The organism is Bradyrhizobium sp. HKCCYLRH2047 (assembly GCF_051168175.1).
Classification (GTDB): domain Bacteria; phylum Pseudomonadota; class Alphaproteobacteria; order Rhizobiales; family Xanthobacteraceae; genus Bradyrhizobium.
This window is the reverse complement of record NZ_JBNPUM010000002.1, coordinates 766,578-780,852: the sequence shown is the minus strand read 5'-3', so window position 1 is coordinate 780,852 and position 14,275 is coordinate 766,578. Positions and strand designations below refer to the sequence as shown.

17 protein-coding genes and 1 tRNA gene are annotated in these 14,275 nt (G+C 64.8%); 12 read left to right on the top strand and 6 right to left on the bottom strand.

The features are described from left to right. Positions 1 to 129: 129 nt before the first annotated feature. Complete coding sequence (locus ACQR1D_RS07115) at positions 130 to 381, bottom strand: hypothetical protein (RefSeq protein ID WP_434839671.1); 252 nt, start codon at positions 379 to 381, stop codon at positions 130 to 132. A gap of 250 nt (positions 382 to 631) precedes the next feature. On the opposite strand from ACQR1D_RS07115, the gene ACQR1D_RS07110 reads away from it, so the two are divergent. From ACQR1D_RS07110 to ACQR1D_RS07085, 6 genes are all read left to right on the top strand, one after another. Further along, positions 632 to 1,207, top strand: a complete 576-nt coding sequence (locus ACQR1D_RS07110) for a DUF2975 domain-containing protein (protein WP_434839670.1) — start codon at positions 632 to 634, stop codon at positions 1,205 to 1,207. A gap of 10 nt (positions 1,208 to 1,217) precedes the next feature. Beyond that, positions 1,218 to 1,448: a helix-turn-helix domain-containing protein gene (locus ACQR1D_RS07105; protein ID WP_434839669.1), complete on the top strand. Its 231-nt coding sequence runs from the start codon at positions 1,218 to 1,220 to the stop codon at positions 1,446 to 1,448. Positions 1,449 to 1,670: 222 nt separating this feature from the next. Next, positions 1,671 to 2,786 (top strand): ABC transporter substrate-binding protein, encoded by a 1,116-nt coding sequence (locus tag ACQR1D_RS07100; RefSeq protein WP_434839668.1) that lies wholly within the window; start codon positions 1,671 to 1,673, stop codon positions 2,784 to 2,786. A gap of 97 nt (positions 2,787 to 2,883) precedes the next feature. Then, entirely contained in the window at positions 2,884 to 3,978 is a 1,095-nt protein-coding gene (locus ACQR1D_RS07095; RefSeq protein ID WP_315801850.1) for an ABC transporter ATP-binding protein, read from the top strand. Between the two features lie 35 nt (positions 3,979 to 4,013). Further along, positions 4,014 to 5,126, top strand: a complete 1,113-nt coding sequence (locus ACQR1D_RS07090) for an ABC transporter permease (RefSeq protein WP_434839698.1) — start codon at positions 4,014 to 4,016, stop codon at positions 5,124 to 5,126. Continuing rightward, positions 5,123 to 5,902, top strand: coding sequence for an ABC transporter permease (locus tag ACQR1D_RS07085; protein WP_434839667.1), 780 nt, complete (start codon positions 5,123 to 5,125; stop codon positions 5,900 to 5,902). The genes ACQR1D_RS07090 and ACQR1D_RS07085 overlap by 4 nt, the downstream gene beginning before the upstream one ends. Positions 5,903 to 6,025: 123 nt before the next feature. Here ACQR1D_RS07085 and ACQR1D_RS07080 read toward each other — a convergent pair whose 3' ends face one another. Next, positions 6,026 to 6,925, bottom strand: coding sequence for an NAD-dependent epimerase/dehydratase family protein (locus ACQR1D_RS07080; RefSeq protein WP_315801848.1), 900 nt, complete (start codon positions 6,923 to 6,925; stop codon positions 6,026 to 6,028). A 343-nt stretch (positions 6,926 to 7,268) separates the two neighbouring features. Here ACQR1D_RS07080 and ACQR1D_RS07075 point away from each other — a divergent pair, with 343 nt between their 5' ends. After that, positions 7,269 to 7,856, top strand: coding sequence for a hypothetical protein (locus tag ACQR1D_RS07075; RefSeq protein WP_315801847.1), 588 nt, complete (start codon positions 7,269 to 7,271; stop codon positions 7,854 to 7,856). 147 nt (positions 7,857 to 8,003) lie between these two features. Here the strand turns inward: ACQR1D_RS07075 and ACQR1D_RS07070 are convergent, their stop codons facing one another. Further along, the gene (locus tag ACQR1D_RS07070) at positions 8,004 to 8,597 is read right to left on the bottom strand and encodes a TetR/AcrR family transcriptional regulator (protein ID WP_434839666.1); all 594 of its coding nucleotides are present in this window, start codon (positions 8,595 to 8,597) and stop codon (positions 8,004 to 8,006) included. A gap of 115 nt (positions 8,598 to 8,712) precedes the next feature. On the opposite strand from ACQR1D_RS07070, the gene ACQR1D_RS07065 reads away from it, so the two are divergent. Then, the gene (locus tag ACQR1D_RS07065) at positions 8,713 to 9,093 is read left to right on the top strand and encodes a DUF4267 domain-containing protein (RefSeq protein ID WP_434839665.1); all 381 of its coding nucleotides are present in this window, start codon (positions 8,713 to 8,715) and stop codon (positions 9,091 to 9,093) included. A 413-nt stretch (positions 9,094 to 9,506) separates the two neighbouring features. Next, positions 9,507 to 9,668, top strand: coding sequence for a hypothetical protein (locus ACQR1D_RS07060; protein WP_434839664.1), 162 nt, complete (start codon positions 9,507 to 9,509; stop codon positions 9,666 to 9,668). 82 nt (positions 9,669 to 9,750) lie between these two features. On the opposite strand, the gene ACQR1D_RS07055 is transcribed toward ACQR1D_RS07060, so the two are convergent. Then, entirely contained in the window at positions 9,751 to 9,936 is a 186-nt protein-coding gene (locus ACQR1D_RS07055; RefSeq protein ID WP_434839663.1) for an SRPBCC domain-containing protein, read from the bottom strand. 415 nt (positions 9,937 to 10,351) lie between these two features. On the opposite strand from ACQR1D_RS07055, the gene ACQR1D_RS07050 reads away from it, so the two are divergent. After that, on the top strand, positions 10,352 to 11,545 hold the full coding sequence (locus ACQR1D_RS07050) for a lanthionine synthetase C family protein (protein ID WP_434839662.1): 1,194 nt from the start codon (positions 10,352 to 10,354) through the stop codon (positions 11,543 to 11,545). Positions 11,546 to 11,623: 78 nt separating this feature from the next. After that, complete coding sequence (locus tag ACQR1D_RS07045) at positions 11,624 to 11,920, top strand: hypothetical protein (RefSeq protein ID WP_434839661.1); 297 nt, start codon at positions 11,624 to 11,626, stop codon at positions 11,918 to 11,920. A gap of 278 nt (positions 11,921 to 12,198) precedes the next feature. Here the strand turns inward: ACQR1D_RS07045 and ACQR1D_RS07040 are convergent. Both ACQR1D_RS07040 and cpdR read right to left on the bottom strand, forming a co-directional pair. Next, positions 12,199 to 12,273 (bottom strand) — tRNA-Val (locus tag ACQR1D_RS07040). Positions 12,274 to 12,392: 119 nt separating this feature from the next. Beyond that, entirely contained in the window at positions 12,393 to 12,752 is a 360-nt protein-coding gene (gene cpdR, locus ACQR1D_RS07035; RefSeq protein WP_006610087.1) for a cell cycle two-component system response regulator CpdR, read from the bottom strand. A gap of 344 nt (positions 12,753 to 13,096) precedes the next feature. Here cpdR and ACQR1D_RS07030 point away from each other — a divergent pair, with 344 nt between their 5' ends. Further along, positions 13,097 to 13,981: an N-formylglutamate amidohydrolase gene (locus tag ACQR1D_RS07030; protein WP_315801832.1), complete on the top strand. Its 885-nt coding sequence runs from the start codon at positions 13,097 to 13,099 to the stop codon at positions 13,979 to 13,981. Positions 13,982 to 14,275 lie beyond the last annotated feature (294 nt).

Sequence of the window (14,275 nt, the reverse complement as noted above, 5' to 3'; positions counted from 1 at the left end):
CGGCGCGCCTTGGCGCCGCATCAATGGCCAGCACGCGCGCCTTTGAACGAAGCCGCGGCAAAACACGAAGTAACGACATTCATGGCGAAGACCGGCTTTGGCGCGTGATGGCTAGTGCGCCGGAACAGCTCATGGGCGCTTGCATCCTGCGCGATCGAGCATGTCCCTGACGATCAAAGGCGTTGCCGGCGTTTCCGCCGCGTCCTGCGCTGCGGCAGCGGAGCTCAGCGCCTGCCCGACAGTCGCCGCGCTCAAGTTCAACGAGGTGCGGCAGGTCGCGCGCTCCATGCTGGCGACTGCGCCGGCGGCCTCGCCGACGCCGGCAAGGTAGGCGGTGAGGACCTGCTGGGCCGTCCGGTCGGTCGGCGCCTGCTCCAGCATCTGAACCACCTGCGCGACCGATATCAGGCCGCGGGAGGTGGATGGCGCGGCGCTGGATGGGGACATCGTCACAACAGCAGACGCGGCGGCGATGAACGTTATGGCGAGTTTGGCCTGACAACGAGACATGAGTTGGCTCCTGAGTGAACGGTCAACCTGTCTAGCGAAAATAAATTATTGTCAAACGATAATTTTTAGACCAAACTATCGACGGTCGCCGAGAGATTGGTCAACAGGGAGACGTCCAACGATGACGCAGGCAGCAGAGACGTTCGGCACGACGGCCGCGCGTCACAGACGCAGCAATCGCATTCGCCGGATGAGCCAACTGATGGCGGCGGGCTGTCTCGTCACTTCCGGATTGCTCGCCGCGGCAATGGTGCTCTACTGGGCTTTGACGCCCACGCCCACGCTGTTCAGCCACGCCGGGCTCCCGAATGCGCCGGTGACCGAGATCGACTCGTCCACACGGGCCCTCGCGTTCGGCATCGCCATGGTCCCGCTGGGCACGCTGATCTGGGGCCTGCTGAGCGGACGTCGTTGCTTCGACGCCTTCGCCGCCGGCCGCATCTTCTCGCGGGAGTCGATCAGACAGCTGAAGACGTTTGCGATCGCTGTCGCGGCATCAGCCCTGCTGAAACCGCCGGCCGGTGCAGCGCTGTCGGTCGTCCTGAGCTTCCGTCAGCCCGCGGGAGCGAAGACCCTCGCGCTGAGCGTCGGATCGGATACGCTCATAGCGCTGATTTTCGCAGGGACGGTTGCGGTCATCGCCTGGGTGATGACGGAGGCGCTGGAGATCGCCGACGAAAACAAGCAATTCGTCTGAAGGACAGGACATGCCGATCCGAGTGCGGCTGGGCGTGATGCTCGCCGAACGCAATGTGAAGTCCAAAGATCTGGCCGAGTATGTCGGGATCACCGAGGCCAACCTGTCCCTGCTCAAACAAGGCAAGGTGAAGGGTGTGCGCTTCGAGACCCTCGAGCGGATCTGCCGGTTTCTCGGCTGCCAGCCCGGAGACCTCCTGAGATATGAGGAAGCGCCGTCGACCGAGATGGACATCGGGTGAAACCGCAACCGTGATCAAGATCATGCGTTGCGGTGAAGCGGACGGGCGGCCGCACGGCGCCCCTGCCACGCGAACCGGATCCATTAGCGCTTCGCCGCAACGTCGCTGATGCAGCGCATGAACGCCAAAATAGCATCACGTGACGATCAAAACTCGCGCTTGCCAGGGCTTGGTCCAGCCGATAGCTTTTTTGAACCTTTCAAGCGCCCGGGATCATCGAGCATGCTTTTTCTGCGGACCAACTCCACGACGGCAACAGCGTCGAACGCGACGGATCGGCCTGTCAGAGGCGCAGCCGCAACCGTGTCGAAGACGGTGCTGGTGACCGCAGCCGCGATCCTAGGTCTCCTCGTTTCGGCGCAGGCGCGTGATCTCACCGTCGTGTCCTGGGGCGGCAACTACCAGGACGCGCAGCGCAAGATCTATTTCCAGCCGTTCGCCGCCAAGCTCGGCGCCACCGTGCTCGACGAGAGCTGGGACGGCGGCTATGGCGTGCTGCAGGCCAAGGTGAAGGCGGGCGTGCCGAACTGGGATGCGGTGCAGGTCGAGGCCGAGGAGCTCGAGCTCGGCTGCAGCGACGGCATCTACGAGAAGATCGACTGGAGCAAGATCGGCGACAAGAAAGGCTTCATCCCTGCCGGCGTCAGCGATTGCGGCGTCGGCGCCATCGTGTGGTCGACCGGAATGGCGTTCGACGGCGATAAGATGAAGGACGGGCCGAAGACCTGGGCGGACTTCTGGGACACGGCAAAGTTTCCGGGCAAGCGCGGCCTGCGCAAGGGCGCCAAATACACGCTCGAGTTCGCGCTGATGGCCGACGGCGTGCCGGCGACCGACGTCTACAAGGTGTTGAAGACCAAAGAGGGCGTCGAGCGCGCCTTCAAGAAGCTCGACGCGCTCAAGGCCGACATCGTGTGGTGGGAGGCCGGCGCGCAGCCGCTGCAGCTGTTGTCGTCCGGCCAGGTCGCGATGACCTCGGTCTATAACGGCCGCATCACCGCCATCAACCGCACCGAGGGCAAGCATTTCGGCTTCGTGTTTCCGGGCAGCATCTATGCGGTCGACAGCTGGGTCGTGCTCAAGGGCTCGCCCAACAAGGATGCCGCGATGAACTTCATCGCCTTTGCGAGCCAGGCCGAGAACCAGGCCAAGCTGCCGGAATACATCGCCTACGGCCTGCCGAACATCGCCGCTGCCAAGCTGGTGCCGGAGAAATACGCCGCGGAGCTGCCGACGACCCCCGAAAACCTGAAGCAGGCGATCGCGCTGGACGTCGGCTTCTGGACGGACAATTCGGAAGAGCTGTCGAAGCGCTTCAACGCCTGGCTGGCGCGCTGAGGCCCGCCGCTTCCGCACACCGGGCGCGCGATCGTCGCGACGCGCGCCTGCCCGCCTCGTATGAGTCCCGGCGAGGTCCGCGCCGAAAGCCTTCGTCATGGATACCCCCTTCATCTCGTTCCGGCAGGTGGTCAAGCGCTTCGCCGCGCTGACCGTGGTCGACGATCTCGACCTCGATATCGCCCGCGGCGAGTTCGTCGCCCTGCTCGGCCCCTCCGGCTCCGGCAAGACCACGCTGTTGATGATGCTGGCCGGCTTCGAGCAGCCGACCAGCGGCACGATCGCGGTCAATGGCGTCAGGGTCGACGGGCTCCCGCCGCACAAGCGCAACATGGGCGTGGTGTTCCAGAACTACGCGCTGTTCCCGCACATGAGCGTGCGCGACAACATCGCGTTTCCCCTGAAGATGCGCGGCACGCCCAAGCCCGAGATCGCCACGCGGGTCGCGCGCGTGCTCGACATGGTGAAGCTGTCGGCCATGGCGGAGCGCAAGCCGGCGCAGCTCTCCGGCGGCCAGCAGCAACGCGTGGCGCTGGCCCGCGCGCTGGTGTTCGAGCCGCAGGTGGTGCTGATGGACGAGCCGCTCGGCGCGCTCGACAAGAAGCTGCGCGAGCAGATGCAACTCGACATCCGCGACCTGCACCGCCGGCTCGGCCTCACCATCGTATTCGTCACCCACGACCAGGACGAGGCGCTGACGATGTCCGACCGCATCGCCGTGTTCAACCACGGCAGGATCGAGCAGATCGGCACGCCGCGCGAGATCTACGAGCTGCCGCGGACGCCGTTCGTCGCCGAGTTCATCGGCGAGACCAACCTGCTGTCGTGCAAGGTGGCTGAGCAGGCCGGCGAGGCGATGCGGCTGACGACGGACTCGGGCCTTACGCTTTCGGCGCATGCCGGCGCTGATCGCGTCGATGGCGGCAAGGTGCAGGTCTCGATCCGACCCGAGGCGATCCGGATCAACGATCATGCGGCCGCGACCGCAAACCGCCTGACCGCGCGCATCATGGACGCGGTGTATTTCGGCGATCACATGCGTCTGGTCGCCACGGTCGGCGCGCAGCGGCTGATCATCAAGGGCGACCGTGCCGGCCAGGCCGCGGAGGTCGGCAGCGAGGTCGCGCTATCGTTCGCGGCGTCGGATGTCTGGGTGGTGGGATCATGCGACCAGACCTCCGCCAACGGTTGACGGCATCTCTGCTGCTCGCGCCGCTGCTGGCGTTCATGCTGTCGTTCTTCGTCGTGCCGCTGGTGACGATGATGAAGTCGGCGGTGTCCGATCCGGTCGCGACCGAGTCCCTGCCCCGCACCCACACGGCGCTGGCGCGCTGGGACCGCACCAGCGTGCCTCCTGCAGCGGCGCAGGCCGCGTTCGTCGACGACATCCGCAGGCTGACCAATGACGAGCAGTTCGGCGATCTCGTGCGCCGCCTCAACAGCGCGCAGTCCGGCTTCCGCAGCCTGCTCGGCAAGACCCGCCGCGCGCTCGACGGCGACGGCGCGGCCGACCTCGCCGCGATCGATTCGCGCTGGAGCGAGACATCCTATTGGATGACCATCGCGGACGCTGTCGCCTCGCCCTGGACCGACAAGAACCTGCTCGCCGCGGTCGACCTCGAGCGCGACGCCGCCGGCGATATCGCCGCGATGCCGGAGGGCAGCTCGGCCAACCGCCTGATCATGATCCGGACCTTCGTGACCTCGGCGCTGGTGACGCTGGCCTGCATCCTGATCGGCCTGCCCTACGCGATGGTGGCCGCATCCGTGGAAGGCTGGCGCCGGCAGGCGCTGCTCGGCGCCGTGCTGCTGCCGCTGTGGACGTCGCTCCTGGTGCGCACCGCGGCCTGGTACGTCGTGCTGCAGGACAACGGCCTGATCAACGCGACCCTGAGGGGGCTCGGCCTGACCTCCGGTCCGGTCCCGCTGATGTTCAACCGGCTCGGCGTCGTCATCGCCATGACGCATGTGCTGCTGCCGTTCATGGTGCTGCCGATCTTCAGCGTGCTGATCGCGATCCCGCGCAACCTGATGCCGGCGGCGGCATCGCTCGGCGCGCATCCGCTGCGCGCCTTCCTCCACGTGCTGCTGCCGCTGTCGATGCGCGGCGTCGTCTCCGGCGCGCTGCTCGTGTTCATGGCCGCGCTGGGCTACTATATCACCCCCGCGCTGATCGGCGGCGCCAACGACCAGATGATCTCCTCGGTGATCGCCTATTACGCCACTGGCGCGGCGAACTGGGGCATGGCCGGCGCGCTCGGCCTCGTCCTGCTGGCGATGACCATCCTGCTCTATGCCGTCTACATCCGGCTGACCTCGGCCGAGGAGCAGCACGCATGAAGCTCCTGCCGGTCGTCAAGCTGCTGTTCGCGATCGCCGTCGTCGTGTTCCTGCTCGGGCCGCTGATCGCGGTGCTGCCGCTGTCGCTGACCGACAGCGTGTTCCTGAACTATCCCATTCCCGGCTATTCGACGCGCTGGTTTCGCGAGCTGGTCACCGCCGAATCCTGGCGGCTGTCGATCGTCAACAGCCTGCTGATCGGCTCGGGGACCACAGCCCTCGCAACGCTGCTCGGCACGCTGGCCGCGCTCGGCCTGCGCGGCAAACGCGCCTCGCTGCTGGTCTCGACGCTGCGCACGGTGTTCTTGCTGCCGATGGTGGTGCCGGCGGTCGTGCTCGGGGTCGGCATGCAGCTGATGTTTTCGCGCTACGGGCTCGCCAACACCTATCTCGGCGTCATCATCGCGCACACCGTCGTCGCCGTGCCGTTCGTGCTCGTCAACGTCTCCTCGGCCTTGCAGGGCGTCGATCTCCAGCTCGAGCGCGCCGCCGCGAGCCTCGGCGCCTCGCCCGCCGTGGTGCTGCGTACGGTGACGTTTCCGATTGCGCTGCCCGGTATCATCTCCGGCGCCCTGTTCGCTTTCGCGACGTCGCTCGACGAGGTCGTGCTGACCTTGTTCGTCGCCGGCCCCAACCAGCGCACCCTGGCGCGGCAGATGTTCGCCACCATCCGCGAGAACATCAGCCCGGCGATCGTGTCCGCCGCGGCCGTGTTCATCGTCGGCACCATCGTGCTGTCACTCGCGATGCTGGTAATCCGTCGGCGGATGGCGTGACGTTCCGTAGGGCGGATTAGCGCAGCGTAATCCGCCGCCTCGCGCACGAATGGCCGTCCATATTGCAGCAGCCGAAGCGGAAGAAGGCGGATTACGCTGCGCTAATCCGCCCTACTCGATGAGCTATCCCGCCTTCACATATTTCCGCCAATCATGTTCTTCCTTGAACCCGAGCACTTCGCGCGCTTTCCTGTTCGACAGCGGCGCCTCGCGCTCGCCGAGGTCGCGGGTGATCGGAGTCTTCGGGCAATAGCGCTGCAGCAGCTCGCGCGTCGGCATATTGGCCGTCACCGTGTCATTCACCGCGTTGAAGACCTGGAAGCCGAGACCATCCTTCTGGATCGCCAGATGCACGATCTCGCCGAGGTCGCGCGCGTCGATATAGGACCAGGCGTTGCGCTTGCGCGACGGCGGGTCGGCGAGGAAACGCGGGAACATGTCGTATTCGTGCGGCTCGATGACATTGCCGATGCGGAGTGCGTAGATGTCGATGCCGTAGCGCATGGCGAAGGCTCGCGCGGTCTTTTCGTTCACGACCTTGGACAGGCCGTAGGAGTCCATCGGGTCGGTGTCGTAGTCCTCCTCGAGCGGAAAGCTCCTGAAATCCTTGTCGCCCTCGGCGAAGCAGACTCCATAGGTTGTCTCGCTGGAGGCGATGATGATCTTGCGTACGCCGAGCTTCGCCGCAGCCTCGATGACGTTGTAGGTGCTGACAGTGTTGACGCGAAAGGTCTCATTGTCGGGCTCGATCAGCACGCGCGGGATCGCGGCGAAATGCACCACCGCATCCGGCGCCCGTGGCGGCCGGCCGGCGTTGAAGCCGCCGAAGCCGTAATGCGTGGTCAGCGCGTTGAAGGCCTGGCCGCTGTCCGTCAGATCCGCGATCAGGGTGTTGATCCCGGGGTGATCGAACGGCTTGAGATCGACGTTGAGGAGCTCGTAGCCCTTGCCCTGCAGATGTGGCAGCACATGCCGGCCCGCCTTGCCTGTTCCGCCGGTGAACACCACGCGTTTGCTTGTCATCGTTCTGTCCTCGTGAATGCGCCGGTTCTAGCAGCTTCGGTCGCAGCCGCTCCATAGGAACTTCCAACCCGATTCCCTGTGGTCTGACGGGCCGCCGGGCGGCGCTGGCCGACGAACACAGCGGTCGAAGAATGATCAATTTAAAATTGAAAATCGATAAAGCACAATTTCAGAACGATGATTGCAATCCGAAACTTGCCGGTCCGCTGATGGGCCGACGCTCGAGCAACTCGTCCGCATGCGATCAGCAACGATGCTGGCGGCAACCGCGAGCGAGAATCTTTCTCATTATCAGTAGCCAAGTTCCCGAACGCGTGATAGGTATCTAATGGCAGTCAAGTAGATGCATCTGGCGGCTGGCCCGCCCTGGAAGGACGCCGTCATGCGATTGTCGTCTTGTGTCGTCGCGCCGTCATTTGTTGCTGTGTTGGCGACGATGCTGTTCTGCAGCCCGGCGGTCGCGCAGCCCACCAAAAGCTCCACGCTTCCCGATATCACGGTCGATGCACCCAAGCAGGCTGTACGGCCCTATCGGCCGCAGCACGCAGCCGGCGCGGTGACGTCGCGCCGGGCACGGCCAGTCGCTCAGGCCGCATCCCAGGCGACGCAATCGCCGTCGGCTGCGCCAGGCTCTGTGGAAGCCAGGTTCGCCAGGCTGGAGAGAGCTGCCACTGGTTGCAACGGCGGCTGCGAGACAAGCTTCAAGTCCGGCAACGCGCCTTGGGTCGGATGCAGCCTGTCGGGCCAGGAATTCTCACATTTCGATACGACCTGCAGCGACACGCTCAGATACAAGCACTATGCGGACTGTGCGGAGACCAAGGCGTTCCTAGGCTGGGATCGCAATAAGGTCTGGCTGCATTGCAGCAGCCTCTTGGCCGGCGGCAAGTTTCAGGTCGCCGAGCTGAAGCGAGCGCGGCGCGCCCGTTAGTCCGCCTCAGCTGAGCTGAAGTTGAAGCACATTTGTCGGCCTGCGCGTGCTCCGGTCGACACCTCGTGAGCCGACGTCTTTCTTCACGCGTCCTGCGATGTTCATCTGGTCTCAGCGCGTGACCGTATCTCACGCACATTGACTGCGTCAGCCGCGAGCTGGTGCGCGGCTTCCAGCCCCCGCGATCGCCCGCACGACACGTGCGATACGTTCGTCGCGCGCGGCGGGCCTGATACGTCCTGACCGTTCGAGCGCGGCGAGGCCATGAAGGGCCGCCCAGAACGTCTCGGTGACGACCGCGGCATCCTTGCAGAAGGGCGCGACCACCGCTGAGAGTGCATCGAAGGCCGCCCGAAGCTCCGGCCTCGTCTCGGCCGCCGCGAACCGCAGGTCGGTCGGCAGCACGAACATGGCGTCGTAGAGCGCAGGACGGCCGAGCGCGAAGCCGAGATAGGCGGCCGCAACCGTCTTGAGGGCGGAGCTGCGGCCGTTCGCCTGTTTCGCCGCGTCCTGAAGTGCGGCCGTGATCTCCTTGAAGCCTTCGAGAGCGACCGCGGACACGATCGCGTCCCTGCTCTCGAAATGCGAATACAGCACTGGCTGGCTGTATTCGATCTCGTCGGCCAGGCGGCGGATGGTCACCGCGCCCCATCCCTCACGCTCCGCGATCGCGCGCGCTGCCACAACAATGCGCTGCTCGCGCTCGGCCCGGTCCCTGCCCTTTCGCTCCGCGATGCCCATCCCCCACCTCCTGCAGCGGGCGACAAATAGCATACCGGCGCTTGACGATCTAGCTCCGCTAGAATACTATCTAGCAATGCTAGATTTTCGTTCGCCCCTAAAATGGGAGAGTAGGATGCACTGGGTTTCGCTCGGGCTCGCGCTGCTGCTGGCGGTCGCGATCATCGCCATCGGCCTGCAATATGTGTCACGTCCGTTGACCGCGATGCGCAGCTTCGGCCTGCCGCCGCCCGAGAGCGGCCCCGACGTGGCGGCGTGGCTTCGGCTCAAGGGCGTGAGGGACATCGCCTCGGGCTTGACGGTGCTCGCGATGATGATGTGCGGCAGTTCCGGCGCGGTCGGTCTGGTCCTTCTGGCGGAAGCCGTCATTCCTCTCGGCGACATGCTGATCATCCTGGCCGCGAACGGCTCGAAGACGAGCGCCTTCGGCATGCACGGCCTCACGGCCGCCATCATGGTCCTGGCGGCGGTGCCCCTGCTCATCGGGGTCGCCTGAGATGGTGCACGCTGGTTCGATCTGGCTGCTGGTGGCGACCTTCTTCGGCGCTGGCGTCTTCAACGCGATTTCGTCCGATGGGGCAACCCGGGCTGGTGGAGCACATTGACCGGCGGGATGGAGATCGTCGTCGCCGTTCTGATTGCGCTTCCCGCAGCTCGCGTCGTCGGCCTGGCGCTGGGCGCGGCGATCGTCGCCCGGCGTGGGTGACCGTTCTGCGCCACCGCGATTTCCGCCACCTGCCGCCGATCGGCGCCTTCGTCGTCCTGCTCGGGCTCACCGCCGCATTCTGAGCGCGGGCCGTTCGCGCCCTGAAACAGGCGGGCATCCGCGATGCGCCGCTGCCATTCCGAACTGAACCATTCTGCTCCCTGCCCTGACCTACATCAGGGCGGGAGGAGATTGAGGTCGCGATGACGACTCTGACCAAAGTATTTTACAAGGCATTTTCCGAAACATCCGATGGTGCCAAACACGAATTGCTCAAACACGTCCTGCTGCTCTGTGCCGCCATCTTGCTGGTGTCGGCGATGGCACTCACTTACGGGACGGATCTGAGCCCCGGCTTTTTCTGATCGGCGTTCCCCGGCTTCGCTGAACAGCGGTTGCCGGTGATCGGCACACCGCTGTCTGCCGCGGGCATGCGCGAAAGCCGGCCTATCGCGCCTCGACGAGTGCCGCGAGTTTCGCGAGCGCCATCCGCCAGCCGGTCTCGTTGTCGGCGCGCGATACGCCGCGTGGCAGTCCGTCATGCGTGCCGAGCAGCGCGGTGCGGTCGCCTGCATCGGCGAGCGTGACAGTGCCACCGCGCAGCGCGGGATCCGTGGTCTCGAACTCGTCCACCTCGACGACTGCTCATCCGGGACGAGCTTCACGCACCGACCGCGACAGGTGTCGGTGTGCGCGGTCGTCCTGCCGGTCCCGGCCGGCACGTCATAGGTGAGCGAGATCCGGAATGAGCCGCCTTCACGGGCGTCGAACGCATGCACGCGTGCAGGTCATCCCGTCCGGCACCTTCCATCTGGCGATCGCGCACGGATCGAGCAACGCGCGATAGACCACCTGCCGGGGCGCATCGATGTAGCGACTGATCGAAAGGGTTCTTTGCATCTGCATTCCTGCTCGGCTTGCGCTCCGCCGCGAGCCATCTTGGATCCGCCGACGCTGTACCGCCCGCGGACTTTTATATAGGCTGCCCGCCAACCCAATCTGCGGCTCGCCTGCTCGATCGGACGAGCAGCGCCCGGGAACCGATACGATGATCACGTTGGGGCGGCATCGGCCGCTGATCCAAACTCCCTGGGATGCAGCGATCGCCCTGGCCGCCATCGAGGACATTGCAGCCGACGCCATCGCGCATTTCGATCCCGACAATTTCTGGCCGGCCCACCCCAGCGACGACGGGACAGCAGACGGTGATCCCAGCTTCTACAAGGGAGCGGCGGGTGTCATCTGGGCCCTCGATTACCTGCATCGCGTCGGCGCGACCCGCGCGACCAAGGACTTCCGCTCCGTCCTGCTCCGCCTGATGGAGCGGACGGTCATCGATCACGCGGCCCATTCGCCGGCGGACTACGAGAAGCATGGATCGTTGCTGCGTGGCGAGATGGGCGCGGCCTTGCTCGCCATGCGGCTCGAGCCGATGTCGAGCCTCGCCGACCTCATTCATTGGCACGCCGAGAAGAACAACGAGCTGCCGATCCGGGAGCTGATGTGGGGCCTGCCGGGATCGATGATCGCAGCGGTTCACATGGCCCGGATCACCGGTGAATCGCGGTGGCGGCGGCTGTTCGAGCTGCAGGCGGCACGGCTGTTGGCCGAGCTGGAGGACACGCCGCAGGGACCGCTTTGGACCCAGGACCTGTATGGCGCCAAGGACCGCTTTCTCGGACCGGTTCATGGCTTCGCAGGCAATGTCATCCCGCTGCTGCTCGGATGGGAATGGCTGACGTCGGCGCAGCAGGCGGACGTCGCCGCGTTCGTCCCCAAGGCGCTGGAAGCCAATGCGTGGCGCTACGACGTCGGAACGACATGGGGTCCGCGCAGCAAGCGTGAGAAGCGGCTGTTCCTCTGCCAGCACTGTCACGGCGCGCCGGGCATGGTGACCACCTTCGCCGACGCGCCGTTTGCCACGCCGGAGTTCGACGCGCTCCTGCTGGATGGCGGACGTTTCACCTGGGCTGCCGGGCCGCTGACCAAAGGCGCGAACCTCTGCCACGGCACCGGCGGAAACGGCTACGCCTTCCTCAAGCTCCACCGCCGCACGACAGATCCGGTCTGGCTCGACCGCGCGCGCCAGTTCGCGATGACCGCCATCGTCCAATATCGCGGCACCCAGATGGCCACCGGCCGCGGCCGCTATTCGCTGTGGACCGGCGATGTCGGCCTCGCCGTCTACCTCTGGGATTGCATCACCGGCGAGCCGCGGTTTCCAATGATCGACGTGTTCTGAGCAAGCTTCGGATCGGCGATCGTTTTTTGCCTCGAGCGAAGACGAGACGAGCACGACATCTTGATGTAGGTTGTCTCGATGTCCCGTTTTTGGGTCGACGAGACCTTCGCCATCGAAAGTCGCCGGCTGTTTGTTCTGGCTGGCGAGATAGCGGATGGGCAGATTCAAGCCGGCATGATCGTCAGCGTGCCGCTGAACTCTTCGCTATCCATTTCTGGACCAGTTCACAGCATCGAATATGCCCGGAGAACAGGTGGGCGAGAGGACGTCTGCCTCTGCATTGCCTACGCAGACTCTGATGAACTTGGATTATGGAAGAGCCTCGATCTCAGGAACGAGACGGTCGAGGTGCAGCCTGCGGCACATGTCATCTAGCCTGTTGCCGACGCCTCTCTTACTGACACCGGCGACGTTCTGATGGAGCGCTCCAGATGCCTGCTTCCGGTTCAGAGCGGAAAGCCGGCCTCGTCGGCAACATCAGGTTCGCCAGATCGGCCCGGCATGGGACCATCCATCGGCATGACGCTCTGTAGACCTGACGTTCGGCGCAGCTACGCCAATCGCGCGCAGCCAACGACAGCACCTGGATCTCGGCGCCGAGTTCTTCGAAGGTCGCGGAGTGGACCGAGGGGGTCACCGGCCGCTTCGGCCGATGGTGGGCACGACAGGGATCGAACCTGTGACCCCTACCATGTCAAGGTAGTGCTCTCCCGCTGAGCTACGTGCCCTAAACCCAAAACGTCTCGTCGGGTGGGGGTCCCTATATCGGCTCCCACGCAGGCAGGCAAGGACGCAAACAGGCGAAAATGGGAATAATCCTGAACTTCGCGACGCCGGCCCCGGCGGCTCAGGCCGCCAGCATCTTGTTGACCTCGCTGACGAGCTCGCGCAGGTGCACCGGCTTGGACAGCACCTTGGCATTCTTGGGCGCCTCCGAATCGGAGTTCAAGGCGACCGCGGCGAAGCCGGTGATGAACATGATCTTGATGTCCGGGTCGAGCTCGGAGGCGCGGCGCGCCAGCTCGATTCCGTCCATCTCCGGCATCACAATGTCGGTCAAGAGCATCTCGAACGGCTCCTCGCGCAACCGCTGGTAGGCCGACATGCCGTTGTCGTGGGGCGAGACCTGGAACCCGGCATTTTCCAATGCCTTGACCAGGAAGCGGCGCATGTCGTTGTCGTCTTCGGCGAGCAGGATTTTGTGCATGGCGAGGGGTTGTCTGGTCCGGGTGAGAGGCGGAGCGTTGCCGCCACTAAGCCTGACGGGCGGTAAATTTCGGGTGAAAGATTGCGCCTTTTGATCCGACATCGGCAAGGCATTTTGAGGGCTGAAGCCGCGGTCTTCGATCGAAGCAGCATGCCAGCTCAGAGTTGTTCCAAACGCGGGATGAACTTTTTCATTGCTTTTCGCTTGGCAGACCGGCTGGGATTATCGAAGATGCGCGTTGGCGAGAGCAGTACCTGCGTTGTCCAGAGCGAATCGGCCGGAGGATACCGGCGCATCAACGGACGTGACATCGACGCACGTGACCAAGGGGACGGCGCCCAGAGATGACGGACTTTGATGGCGAATTGCCGCCGTTCGAGATCATGGAGCCGACCGAATGGCGCGCGCCCATCATCTTCAATTCCCCTCACTCCGGATCGGCCTACCCCGACGATTTCCTGAGGGCCTCGCGAATCGATCTGCCGGCGCTGCGGCGCTCCGAAGATTCGTTCATGGACGAATTGATCGCCGATCTCCTGTCGCGCGGCTTTCCGGTCGTTCGCGTGCATTTCCCGCGCTGCTATGTCGACGTCAATCGCGAGCCCTATGAGCTCGATCCGCGAATGTTCACCGGGCGGCTGCCGAGCTTTGCCAACACCCGCTCGATGCGGGTGGCCGGCGGCCTCGGCACGATCCCGCGCGTGGTCGGCGACGGCCAGGAGATCTATCGCGACCGGCTGAGCGTCGACGAGGCGCTGCACCGGATCGAGACGCTGTACAAGCCGTATCACCGCGCGCTGCGCCGGCTGATCAACCGCGTGCACCAGCAGTTCGGCACCGTGGTGCTGGTCGACTGTCATTCGATGCCGTCGGTCGGCGTCTCGCGCGACGAGCCGCGCCGGCCCGACATGGTGATCGGCGACCGCTACGGCACGAGCTGCGCGTCGCTGCTGCCGGATCTGGTCGAGGACGTGCTCGGCCGGCTCGGTTATTCGGTCGGCCGCAACAAGCCCTATGCCGGCGGCTTCATCACCGAGCATTACGGCAATCCGGCCACGGGCTTGCATGCGATCCAGATCGAGCTCAACCGCGCGATCTACATGGATGAGCGCCGCAGGGAGCGCGGACCTCGCTTCGCCCAGGTCGCTTCCGATCTCGCCGTGCTCGCGGAGGTGCTGGCGACGGTGCCGCTCGGCGACCTCGGGCCGTTCCAGGCGGCGGCCGAATAGAGGGCAGCGCCCTCGGTCCGAGGGATTCCGGCCGGTGGCGCCGACGCAAAAAAAAGGGCCGCTTGAATGACAAGCGGCCCAAGTCTAGGGAGGAAACGCCCAAGGAGGGCAGCGATAACGCGAAGCGCTACCGCACCGCAACAATATGCAATCGCGCTGCACAAAGCGCAAGGGTTTTTCCGCCTTTCTCCATGCAAAAAAACATAGGCCGGGTTGCGTTCAGCGCGAAACAGCTTTGCTTTTCATCATAAAAGTCAATGGCTTGATTGGAGATTCCAAACGATCGGAGAGGGA